This window comes from Pseudomonas sp. MF6396, assembly GCF_002018915.1.
Taxonomy (GTDB): Bacteria; Pseudomonadota; Gammaproteobacteria; order Pseudomonadales; family Pseudomonadaceae; genus Aquipseudomonas; species Aquipseudomonas palmensis.
In genome coordinates, this window is the sequence record NZ_MVOK01000041.1 from 16,193 (window position 1) to 27,255 (window position 11,063).

General features: G+C 56.9%; 16 protein-coding genes and 1 pseudogene. 14 read left to right on the forward strand and 3 right to left on the reverse strand.

Annotation, left to right across the window (positions count from 1 at the left end; translation table 11 throughout):
* Positions 1-14 precede the first annotated feature (14 nt).
* The 13 genes from MF6396_RS26410 to MF6396_RS26470 all read left to right on the forward strand — a co-directional run bounded on the left by MF6396_RS26410 (position 15) and on the right by MF6396_RS26470 (position 7,406).
* Entirely contained in the window at positions 15-659 is a 645-nt protein-coding gene (locus tag MF6396_RS26410; protein ID WP_078481899.1) for a hypothetical protein, read from the forward strand.
* The gene (locus tag MF6396_RS26415) at positions 656-1,096 is read left to right on the forward strand and encodes a hypothetical protein (protein WP_064492146.1); all 441 of its coding nucleotides are present in this window, start codon (positions 656-658) and stop codon (positions 1,094-1,096) included. The genes MF6396_RS26410 and MF6396_RS26415 overlap by 4 nt, the downstream gene beginning before the upstream one ends.
* A gap of 148 nt (positions 1,097-1,244) precedes the next feature.
* Positions 1,245-1,478: a hypothetical protein gene (locus MF6396_RS26420; RefSeq protein ID WP_064492145.1), complete on the forward strand. Its 234-nt coding sequence runs from the start codon at positions 1,245-1,247 to the stop codon at positions 1,476-1,478.
* A 54-nt stretch (positions 1,479-1,532) separates the two neighbouring features.
* Positions 1,533-1,778 (forward strand): hypothetical protein, encoded by a 246-nt coding sequence (locus tag MF6396_RS26425; protein ID WP_064492144.1) that lies wholly within the window; start codon positions 1,533-1,535, stop codon positions 1,776-1,778.
* A gap of 514 nt (positions 1,779-2,292) precedes the next feature.
* Entirely contained in the window at positions 2,293-2,457 is a 165-nt protein-coding gene (locus MF6396_RS28720; protein WP_155741805.1) for a hypothetical protein, read from the forward strand.
* An 83-nt stretch (positions 2,458-2,540) separates the two neighbouring features.
* Positions 2,541-3,101, forward strand: coding sequence for a hypothetical protein (locus tag MF6396_RS29125; RefSeq protein ID WP_223843656.1), 561 nt, complete (start codon positions 2,541-2,543; stop codon positions 3,099-3,101).
* 69 nt (positions 3,102-3,170) lie between these two features.
* Positions 3,171-3,323: a hypothetical protein gene (locus MF6396_RS28725; RefSeq protein WP_155741804.1), complete on the forward strand. Its 153-nt coding sequence runs from the start codon at positions 3,171-3,173 to the stop codon at positions 3,321-3,323.
* A 43-nt stretch (positions 3,324-3,366) separates the two neighbouring features.
* Positions 3,367-4,257 (forward strand): hypothetical protein, encoded by an 891-nt coding sequence (locus MF6396_RS26440; RefSeq protein WP_231114286.1) that lies wholly within the window; start codon positions 3,367-3,369, stop codon positions 4,255-4,257.
* A 400-nt stretch (positions 4,258-4,657) separates the two neighbouring features.
* The gene (locus MF6396_RS26450; RefSeq protein ID WP_177346353.1) at positions 4,658-4,984 is read left to right on the forward strand and encodes a hypothetical protein; all 327 of its coding nucleotides are present in this window, start codon (positions 4,658-4,660) and stop codon (positions 4,982-4,984) included.
* A 134-nt stretch (positions 4,985-5,118) separates the two neighbouring features.
* Complete coding sequence (locus MF6396_RS26455; protein WP_064492143.1) at positions 5,119-5,964, forward strand: hypothetical protein; 846 nt, start codon at positions 5,119-5,121, stop codon at positions 5,962-5,964.
* Between the two features lie 209 nt (positions 5,965-6,173).
* Entirely contained in the window at positions 6,174-6,599 is a 426-nt protein-coding gene (locus MF6396_RS26460) for a hypothetical protein (protein WP_064492142.1), read from the forward strand.
* Positions 6,600-6,615: 16 nt separating this feature from the next.
* A complete protein-coding gene (locus tag MF6396_RS28580) occupies positions 6,616-6,924 on the forward strand; it encodes a hypothetical protein (RefSeq protein ID WP_064492141.1) in 309 nt (102 codons plus the stop codon).
* A gap of 5 nt (positions 6,925-6,929) precedes the next feature.
* Entirely contained in the window at positions 6,930-7,406 is a 477-nt protein-coding gene (locus tag MF6396_RS26470; RefSeq protein WP_064492140.1) for a hypothetical protein, read from the forward strand.
* Here the strand turns inward: MF6396_RS26470 and MF6396_RS26475 are convergent.
* A complete protein-coding gene (locus tag MF6396_RS26475; protein ID WP_231114289.1) occupies positions 7,401-8,159 on the reverse strand; it encodes a hypothetical protein in 759 nt (252 codons plus the stop codon). The genes MF6396_RS26470 and MF6396_RS26475 overlap by 6 nt on opposite strands.
* A complete protein-coding gene (locus MF6396_RS26480; protein ID WP_064492138.1) occupies positions 8,156-9,157 on the reverse strand; it encodes a hypothetical protein in 1,002 nt (333 codons plus the stop codon). The genes MF6396_RS26475 and MF6396_RS26480 overlap by 4 nt, the downstream gene beginning before the upstream one ends.
* Positions 9,158-9,796: 639 nt before the next feature.
* Between MF6396_RS26480 and MF6396_RS26490 the strand changes: the two genes are divergently transcribed.
* Positions 9,797-10,597, forward strand: coding sequence for a phosphoadenosine phosphosulfate reductase domain-containing protein (locus MF6396_RS26490; protein ID WP_064492136.1), 801 nt, complete (start codon positions 9,797-9,799; stop codon positions 10,595-10,597).
* Between the two features lie 258 nt (positions 10,598-10,855).
* On the opposite strand, the pseudogene istB reads toward MF6396_RS26490, so the two are convergent.
* A pseudogene (gene istB / locus MF6396_RS26495) lies at positions 10,856-11,063 on the reverse strand (IS21-like element ISPst3 family helper ATPase IstB); the annotation flags it as partial.

Here is an 11,063-nt window from a genome sequence, read left to right on the forward strand (position 1 = left end):
TCAGGAGGCAAATCATGAGCATCACTAAAACCACTGAATGCCGAGAGTGCGGTAGCAAGGCCCTGAGCTGGCAGACGCACAACAAGAACATCAGCGATTCCCAGCACGGGCGTTTGCGGACCAGCGACATTCGCTGCCAGCTGGCCCTGGGCTGTGATGCGTGTTCGGAAACCCTGGCCATTTTGAGCGCCGACCAGGTAGCTGCATGGCTCACAGAACAAGGTCTGAAGCAGTCCGCTCAGCACGTTGATGGTGAAGTCCCCCCTTCGGCCGCCAGTGCAAGCGAGGTTGAAGAGTCGTTGCTGTGGCTTGATGACTTTGTTGCGCGCTGCAATGGAGATGACCGCGGCTCCTGTGCTGCTGTCGAGACTCTGCGTTCTGCCCTGTCCGCCAAGGTGCAGGCCAAGAAAGTCAGCGCCGTTGCCTTGCGTGAGGCGATGGAGAACCTCGCGATCAGCGCTTCCGTGGCCGACCTCCCAGCCGTGTTCCTGCCAGCGTCCGTGCGCCAGCAGCCGCTCGTGATGCTGGGCGTTGTGTGCGTGCGGGTTACCTACTCCGGACTCAAGTGGTATCACGAGCAGCTGGTGGATGACCGCTGGGAAGCGCTGGCCGTGGACGAATTCGAATCGCTGTTGGTGGAGGCCCTGGCGAAGGCATGAAACAGATCACACCTGCAGAAACTCTCGTTGTCGGATCTACGCCGTTCCCCGGTGGTTCAGACTATGAGGGTCCGTTGACCCTAACGTCTGTCGAAGACGTCCGCGGCCTGTTTGAAGGGCTCTGTGCCGTCGTCTCTATCCTTGAGCTTGGCGCTGCCGCCAATGCCGCTTTCGCAGTGACTCCATCTGTCCTGGAGTTACTCAAGCATGTATGTGGCGACGATCCGCGCTTTGCTCGGGTCTCTTGTAACCTGAATGTCGTGAGTCGCCTGGACATGATCGATCGCAGCATTTGTCGCACCAGAGAGCCGGCGCCTACCAAAATTGGATTAAAGGAAGTGATGAGCGTACGCATACTTGGCGTTCCGCTTGTGGTGGTGCTTAGCCTGGTGGCAGGTGCATTTGGGGGGCTGATCGGCCATGTACTGTCCGGCTGATCATGGGGCGCTGGCCAGCACTGGTGGATCGAGCTGGCGCCAGCAATGCATCTGTAAATAGGCACATGTGCCTATCGCCGAACTCGCTGCATTCTAGGCACATGTGCCTAGTATCCCTGTCCCGCTCATCAACATGGAGAGGCTACACATGGCCCCAACTCCCCGTAAACCCCGTAATAAGCCGACTCAGCTGCAGACCGGTATTCTCCTCGCTGCTGCGGATCTCTCGCGTTACATCTACGACAGAGGCGATGCTGCCGCGTTGCTGAAGCGACAGGGCTTGGACGATGCAAACTGCTCTGCCCTGGATGAGATGGACAAAGAGGAGTTGCGGATCCTGCGCGATGACTATGGGCTCACGAAACTACGTGGCCTGGATTGAATGCCCACCTCATTCAACATACATCACCACTTCACCAGTTCGAGGACGCCACAAATGGCGCAGTACGAGACCGAGCGAGGTTGCCCCAAATGCGGTGGCCATGAGGGATACCAGTTCGATCTGGTTGAAAAGCACATCATGGGCGCCGGCTGGGGCGAGCCACCTGTTTCGCTCGACAGCGGCATCATCGTCAGCCGAAGCATGGTGAAGTGCGGTGAATGCGGCCACAGGTTCCGCCTGGACACGTTGCGCGCCCTTGGCGCCATCGGCGGAGAGGTGGACGAGGGCGAAGGGGAATAGCATGCTCGGCCCACAGGCGCTTGTGCACCACCAGTCACGACGTTCACCCAGACCGGCGCAAGAGCAACGACTACACCGCACCGAACACAGTAAGCGCAGTGCTTGGATCTGGGCCGGGAGTGTGGAGCTTCCAGGTGTCAGCATCGGACACAACAGCGAGGTTGCCGCTCACCGTGTGGTGACCGACGATGTGCCACCAAACGCGCTCTATGCGGGGGCGCCGGCCCGGTTCAAGAAATGTCTCGTTGTTCCACATGAAGCTTGAGGTATGAGACTTTTCCTCATGCCGTTATGACGAACGCTCCCTGAGAGCAGGCAGATCGATCGCCCAAGCGCAACCCTTGCCAGGTGAGCGGTACCGTTAACTACCTAGCTCGCGCTCTGCTGTGGCCGCCAGCGGCCTTAGGGTGCACTTCCTTATCAAAAGATTGGCGTATAGGACAATGTTTTCTTGATTTCAGGTTGTCCTATGGTTTAATCTTTTAGTCCTGTAGTCATCTACCAGGACAAATCAATGCGTACCTACAAAGGTTCCATCAAGACGGACGTTCAGGGTTCCGAAGTGGAGTTCGAGTTCGAGGTCGAAGACAACGCCACCCAGGCTGAAATCGAATACGAAGCCAAGCAGGCTGCCTTCGAGCACGTGGAGTGGAACTACGCAGAGGTGAAGGGCGCGTAAAGGCGCCAGGCCCGCATTGTGCGGGAGAACGTAAGTCTAGGCCCGAACTTCGCGACCCCAACCAGATAGGACAGGTGATAGTGATGGATCAGGTATATCCGCGGGAAGCGCTTGAGCACAAGCGTGCTGGGTTTGAGCAGGGCATCAAGACAATTGCCGTCGAGCGCTTTGGCTATTCGGTCAATGACAACACCTTCTACATGCTGATCGAGCGCAACCGTAATGGCCGCTACGCGGTTGAGTGGGTGCGGGGGGCATGGGAAGGCCTGATGCTGGCGGAACAGCTTCAGTCCAGCGCGTTGGCCGCTGGCATGGGCCCGAAAGCGCTGCAGATCAATTTCCCGGCGGCCGAGCGTGCAAATGTCAGCGATTCCAAGCTCTACAGTCATGCCGAAGTACCGAGCATGGACCGGGCCGACGAAGACTACATCGTGCACCTCACAGTGCGGGGTGCCGATCCTGACCAGGAGCGACTCCTTGCCGATACCTGCACACGCGCCGTGACATCCGCTCCCAAAGCGCTGGCAGCCATGCACCAGGCCTATGCGAAGCTGGACAGTGTCGCCTTCGTGTCGGTGGAGGGTGACACCGATGAGGTTAAGACTGCCTTGCTCGATGCCATGGCAGCTCTCACTGTTCAGTGATGTCCCTCTCTGCGCCCGGGCGTGGATCGAGGTCGGATGAATAGCGCCAGAGCACACACAGGAGTCAACATGGACCAGCAGCCTAATTGGCGAGTTACCTACCACGACAACGCCGGCCAGACGGTCATCGTCGAAGTGATCGCACCCAGGTACAACGACGCCATCAGCGAGGCGTCCTCCAAGGTCTTCAACGTCTACTTCCAATCAGCGAAACGAATCTAGGTCATCTCCTGAACCACGCATCCCCAGCCATCGAGCTGGGTCGATGCCGTGGAAGCGGCGCGGATTTCGCGTGCGCAGTGGTGGTAAGAAGATCATGCCGTTGACCTGGAACGTTGCTTATTACTCGGGGATGTCCAGCACTCAAGATCTAAGGGCTGCCGTTGATGAGGGGGTCCCAGTAGGTGTTGTTGCCACACTGCTGGACACCCTTAAACTCCTTCGAACGCTTCCACGTCATTTGGATGCAGGCGGCGCCGTGTTCATTGATTCGGGGGCCTTTTCTGCATTCCAGAAGGGCGAGCTCGTGAGCTGGGAGAAAGTGTATTTCGCCTACGAGTGCGTGTTGGGGCGGACGGATTACCCCGGAGCGCTGAGTATCGTGGCACCGGATGTCATCGGTGACCAGTCGGCAACCCTCGACTTGTGGGCTGTGCACGCAGAGCGAGTTCGCACATGGATCACGGCCGGCGCTCGTGTGATCATTCCCCTGCAGTGTGGGGAGCTGTCTGCCGGTGAGATGCTGGCGCATGCAAAGCGGATATTTCAGACCGACCAGTTCTGCGCGGGCATCCCATCCAACCTGGCGGCAATGACAGCTGAGGATTGTGCAACCCTGCACCATCACGACTTCCATCTGCTGGGGCGTGTGGTGATCAACGCCGAGTTGGGCGATAAACTGCGCGCCCTGCTGGCCAACAATCCCGATGCCATCTACACGGCAGATGCAAACTGGCTGCGCTCCCGCATCAAGCAGATCAGCCTCGCGGCTAAGGACTTGCGGCAAGCGCCGCCGGACAACCCGTTTGAGTCCTCGCGAACTCGTGCCGTACGGGCAATGTTGCGCCAGGATGCCTATCACCAAAAAAATTACCCCCTTCGCCAGGAGAGGCAGAATGGAAGTAAAATCGAATCTCTACCCTTGCTCTCACTGTGACCGCACGGGCACCTGCAATCGTGCCGTCGAAGGCGCATCCTGCGCTGCCTGTGTGAATGCCAGCGAACTGAAGGGGATCCATGTAGGGTTACCTTGCGGGACCTGCGGGGGCATTGGTCATGCAGAACCACTGACTGAGCGGTATAACAAACGTTTGCCCCTGTTCATGGGCCTGGCGGTCGTGTTCAGTCTGCTGTTAGGTGTTTTCTGGGGCGCTGTTACTGAGAGCAGATACTTTACTGAATTACTCGCTTTTTCTGGCCCTTTGATAGGGGTGGTGTTGGCCTACTACTTCAGCGCTCGCAACTCGCGGTAGCCTTGATGCGCGTCACGTTGCCAGCCTGATAACAGGCACTTTCACCGCCCAAGCGAAAAAACGTCTGAGACACGGACTCAACCCATGACACAGAACACCGGCAGCGCTCTTTGTTCGCACTGTGGTGCAGCTTATCGACTTTCATCCGACTTCAAGCGTGACATGCAGAGGCTTTGCAACGCATGGCTTAGCCGCCACGTGCGTGCTTGTGCGACCAGATCGCCGGCACAGCGCCGATCATGGGCGCAGAAGTACGTTGGGAAGGATTTCAATGAGAGCAGCTTGACGGTCAACCTGGAGCATCCTGGTTTTAAAGAGCTCCAGCTCGGCCATGCAGTTTTTGGGGGCGCTTCAGATCCCCTCAACCCATCTGGCCAGCCTGTCGGGCAGATTCGTTCTTCCTCCTATTGAAGGTGCGGGTTGTAAAGCGCTCTGGCAGAGTGTTGCAGGGCGAACACCCATTCTGTCAGTGGTGATAGCAGCGCATCAGCTATCGCAGCCATTGTGCCAGTTAAACCACCTGCCATTTCCATGGGAGCTGTGAAGTGAAGTCCGTCGATGTTGTGAGCAAGGCTTGGACAGATTCATACGAAGAGATTGCTGCTAAGGCCCAGCTTGTGCGGGATGTGCTGGAGCAGCGCAACGTGAGGCTGCGGTCCGGCAGCGCACTTTCGCAACTGCTTAGCCAGGCCGACAAGTTGAGCCTGGCGTGGGCAGAGCAAGTGAAGCCAGATGACCGGGTGGTCTGGGAAGCGGCGTTCGTGAACCGTCTTGCTGATGCGGTCACCAACTTGCCTGATGAACCAGGAATTCAAGAGGCGCTCAAGCGTATGGCCGGCAGCGTCATGCAGCCGGATGATCGGAACACCTCCCAAGGGAAGGACGCTCTCTGGGAGCTGGTGCTGCTGTCCGACTTGAAGAGCCGAGGATTAGCAGCCAAAGCTGCAGAACCCGATATCCTGGTTGACTTCGGCATGGGCGACTACCCGATCGCTTGTAAGAAGATCTGGTCTGAGAGCGGAGTTGAGAAGCGTGTTAGCCATGCTGCCAAGCAGCTGGCGCCGTTCAACAATGGCGGGGTCATCGCTCTAAATCTGGACGATTTGGTCCCAGTCGGGAAAGCTGTGAGCGTTCCTACCAAGGAGCTTGCAAAGGCTGTTCTGACCACGTTCAACTTGGACTTCATTGAGCGTCATCGAGACGTGCTGCATGACGCTGTCATGAGCGGCAAGTGCGATGGCTTCTTCATCTCGACGACCGCCTTTGCTGTACTGGCGGAGGAGGAGACATCGGCCTACCTGGCTACGCAAGGTTCTTTGTGGCACCTCGGAGATTCGTCGCCAGAGGCTTGCGAGCGCTTCCTTGCATTTGGTCACACGCAAGGCATGTAACCAGGAGCCTGCAGCAAGGGCTTCCCTTTAAGCGCTTGACCAGGGGAGGCCATATTCCTCCTCTGCCAGCGGCCAGCAATGAGCAGTGTGACACGGCCTGTGGTAACATAACTTATGCATACGCGTTATGTATCAATTGGCCATCTATTTGGGCTTGGTATGGTCAGCCACACGCAGACTTGATCGGTCAAACACTCACTGGAAAATGCATGTCACCACTACGAAAGATTGCTGTGCTCGGTTGTCTCGCTATGTCACTGGCAGGGTGCAATGACAAAAAGCTCAATCTCACCATTCCGGCTGGTTCGGTCGTCTACGCCAAGCTGTATCACCTCGGTGATCCTGCGCTCGGCTCGGTTCTGCCAACCGAGTACCGGGCGGGAGGGTTTGGCAAAATGGAATATGAAATGTCTCAGGTCCTGGCCGGAAATGACTGCGCCCTGGGCATTCCTCTGAAATGGGACAGCCGCCAGCTCAAGCATGTGACTTCTACTGCCACACTGTCCTGCGACGGAGCTGATCAGCGAGAGCTGAAGGGTTATGTGATCGGTGAAGACGGCAAACAAGGCCTGGCCGGTGTTACGTTGGGCGACGTGGTCCGGTTTGTGGTTACCGAGACAGTAACGGTCAAATAGCCCCGGGGGGAGCATCATGCAGCTGTCGAAATTGCGGCCACGGCTGTACCCAAACGGGCGGCTAGCCCTGGAGCTGCTCTACGAGGATGGTGAGCACTGGGGCGTGCTTACAACAAACCTCGTGGAGGCCGAGTTGGCCGTCGATGAGGTGTGTATCCACGCCTGGAAACTGCCCGATCAGGTCTTGGATCTGCACCTGGCTTCCGGAAAGTTTGAAGACACTGGCAGGGTTGAACCTGCTGGTTTTGAAGACGCACCTGTGTGGCGGGTCATCTGCCCAGAGCTGCTGGCGCATGCCCAGCGAATGCGGGGTCATACGAGGTAAGCAACATGGATTACTCGCAACTGCTTGAGCGGAGCTTTCTTCAGATGGCTCACACGTCTGTAAGCCGCCTGGGATATCTCGCGGAGCACGTTTTCGGGTTCACTACGGATTCACCCAGTGCTGACGAGCTGTTCGCTGCCAAAGCTGTAGAGGTCTGCGCTGCGCTGGGCAATCGAACGATGCGGGAGTACGTTACTGCCAAAGACGGGCACCTTTGGTTCTTGTTGATGTTCAACATGCCATTCTTCGCTGGGCGCCTCGATTGGGGCACCTCGATGACCGGATCCTGGTGGAGCGTTGAGCATGGAGAATTTTTGGAGCTGGATAGCTGCGGGCTCTGGACAGAAACCGGCCAGCTGTTAGAACCGATGCGCTTCACACTTGATCAGTGGAAGGAGTTCATCAACGCGGTCGTCGCTTTCGCTGCGCCCGAACTGGGGCCGGGCGCTGGGAATGGCTTTGAGGAATTGCCGGCGTTATGAGGTCGGCTGAAGGCCGAAGGATTCTGCAATTCGGCCGATGATGGTCTTGAGGTCACCCCGAATCTTGAGCGCTTTGAAGTCGATCTCTTCGACCGCCAGGCGCTCAAGGAATAGCGCCATGTCTGCAGTAATGCTTGTGGGCAACTCAATCACCTCGCCAGTCAGCAGGCCCGCCAGGGCCAGGACATCGTTCCGATGCTTCCTGACGTTCTTCGCGTCAACTGCTTCACCGTTTGCCTTGCGCTGAGACAAGTCGAGCCAGGCCTTAGCTTTGAAGGGGATAAGACGATCAGCGCTGATGTATGTCAGCTCCTCGCTCTGATGGCGGCCGGAACGCAACAGGGTGTAATAGTCTTCATCGAGCAGGATAGCGCTCAAACTCGAAACCGACTCATCTGTGGGAATTGGGGTCAGCGTTGCGTTTTCCTCATGCTCAAGGCCATCCGGTGCACGAGAGAATAGTTCAATCATTACCGGGTAGGTGTCGTCGGCGGGATTCTGGAATCTGTAGAAGACCGGCCTGTCACCGCCTCTTTGTTTGATCTCATATCCGCCGGCCTTTATGAACTCCCAGAACCTATTTACAAAAGAGGCGTCGAGAGCCTCAATCACGAGCACGATGTCCAGGTCTTTCGTGGCCCTGAAGCTCTCTCCCGCGTCTTCCATCGCTAGAGCAGAGGCAACGCCACCGATCAGGACGTAGCTATCGCGGAAATCGCGAAAGTGCCGGCCAAAAATTTCTAAACCTTTCACGTTAACCAATGTACCTGCTCCTTGAGTTCATCCAGCGCAATCTGAATGCGTTCGTCGGGATTGTCTTCCAGGCTGAGAAACAGCGACGCTGCGTCTGCTATGTAATTTCTGAGCGACGGATACCCCCAAATCTCCACCCACTCCTCGATCGTGTCCACCGACTCGACTACCTCGAACGCATTCAACGCCAGCATGTCATTGAACACTTTCTTGCTCATCCCCCAGATGGCCTGCTTAGGCTCCGCCAGCATCGTGTACTTGGCTAGGGCAGATTCTCCAGCGATGAAAACTTCAGGAGCCATGGGGATAGTATTTCGGGTAATACCGATTCTCTTTTTGACCGGTGACCGCAGGTGCTTCTTGGCCCTTTGGAACACCTCAGGAGGCGAACCGTTGAAGGCGTAGGTCTTCCAATGCAGCTCGCTTTTCGCAGGGCTGATAACCCCCAGCGATACCAGTTGATCCACTGCCTTCGAGAGGGTCACGCGACTGTAGCCCAGGTCCCCCAACAAAGCGTTCGTGGTGAAGTAGGTTTCGTCGGGTATCCCAGCATAGAGGCACGAGAGAAGCATGGCCTGAGCCGCGGGGAGGAGGGCGGCGACCTCGCTTTGCTCTCGCCGCTGACGGAAACTTTCACGCAGGTCCAGCGCCATCTCCGGTATGAACATCTGGAAGCCGGGCTGGATGAAATTGACCTGGTGCATGATCAGGCTACGGCGGTCTTGAGTCGACAAGGAACTGCAAACGTACACCACTACCTGGTTGGTGGCGTTGCGCACCAGCTCGATATGCTTCTGCAGCTTCACGATGCCTGGGTACCCGACATCATCACGGGAGACCAGCAGCATCATGTTGAGCGTCACTGGGATGCTCAGCTCGTAGGTTTTGTAGCTGTCTCGGACGGTGTAGGGGACCCGGAGTGGCACCGGGGTCATCTGCGCTTCCACACCTAAAACGGACTCAATGTAGGCCTTAGCTTCGTCTTGTAAATTCGGCATGTGCTGGCCTCGTGTTAACTACTTTTTTTCACTGTAAACCAGAGTGGTTTACAAGTCAAAAAAGTGGTTTACAAGCCAATGTTTACAGGGCTGAAATGGAAATGTGCCATGCTTAGTGCGTTCGCAAAAGCACGGGTCACAGTATGTGCTGTGCACTGCACAGTGTGAAGTGCATGCGAGCAGTTCGTGCGCTGCTAGGTGGTCTGCTGAAATTTCCTACAGCCATGACGGAAGCGTCTGATCGACACGTTGGATCAGAGGGGGGAAGGTCAGGTTTTCATCGAGAAAGTGGAGCAATGACATTGCTAGATCAAGCACCGGCGCACTGAAGCTGCCGCTCAGCTTGCACCTGGATCAGAACACCGTAGACGCGATCAACCGCTTCAGGGGCGCACGTGCAGCACATTTGAAGTATGCGCACGATGATACAGCTGCCAGCGCAGAATTGTTTCTGACGCTCCAACGAACTGAGGCCGACCTGGCCGGGGCGCTCGACGAGCTTTTGGTCAAGCACGGGGCGTTAGCCCCAAACCTCGATTTCTTGGGAGAAGATTAATCTATAGGACAATCTTTCGTTGAAAATGGTTGTCCTATAGTTTAATCTTTGCTCATTGACATTTATCAATGAGGCCGCAGGACATGGAGCGCTATCAACAGCAGGGCTTGCTTTTCGGGGATGAGATCCGTGACAGCTCGGAAGCCGAGCTTGACCAGTTGATCGCCAATGGTGCGCTGTTTGTGGCGAACCATTCGGGTGGTAAGGATTCCCAGGTGCAACTGATCCATCTGCTTAAGCGTGTGCCAGCACGCCAACTGGTGGTTGTCCATGCTTCGCTGGGCGCGATGGAGTGGCCAGGGGCGATGGAGCTGGCCCGTGATCAAGCTGCCGCAGCCGGCCTTCCCTTCATCGTTGCCACAGCGTCGAAGACGCTGTTGGAAATGGTAGAGCGCCGGTTCGAGACTCGCCCCGAGGTACCGAGCTGGCCATCTGCATCTACTCGCCAATGCACGAGCGACTTGAAACGAGGCCCCATCCAACGTGAGGTCAGGAGCTATGCAAAGGCCAATGGCTTCAAGACGATCGTCAACTGCCTTGGCCTGCGCGCTCAAGAGTCCCCAGGGCGAGCGAAGCGGGCGGTGTTCAGCCGGATGAAGATCAGCAACTCAGTCTTGACCTGGTACGAGTGGTTGCCGGTGCATGACATGCAGACAGATGAAGTTTTCGACGCCATCGCTGCAGCTGGTCAGAAGCCTCATTACGCCTATGCCCTCGGTAATGATCGATTGAGCTGCGTTTTTTGCGTGATGGCGTCCAAGCCCGACTTGCGTAACGGGCGAGTTCATCACCCGGAGCTTTTCGAGCAGTACGTCGCTCTTGAGCGGCGCACGGGCTACACGATGCACATGAATCGAATCCCACTGGTTGAACTGGCGGCATGACCCCGCGGGAGGCACCCCAGACGCCTCCCTTAAAACCCAAAGCCAGGTAGAAGCCCCCTTAACCTGTTGGCGCTGATGGAAAATTGACCCACCCTGCCGATTGAAATTTGACCCAGGGCGGATTGCTGATTTTGTTACCAGCAACTGTGGATAAGTCTACCAGCGCAGCTGCTGTTGCCCCCACTCCTTCGCTAGCCCAGTTCAGTTGTTTAAGACCTGCCACACGCAGCCATGTAGCAGGCCGTCGTCGCCATGAAATCAGAACGGCTCATCGTCCTCCGGTTCTTGGCCGCCCTTACGCTTTCGCTCCCGTGATTTGATCTTGGCCTGGGCCGCCAAGCTACTGTGTTGCAGGCGATAGGACTCGTTACCGGTTTCGACGATGTGGCAGTGGTGGGTCAGCCGATCCAGCAGGGCGGTGGTCATCTTGGCGTCGCCGAACACGCTCGACCATTCGGCGAAGCTC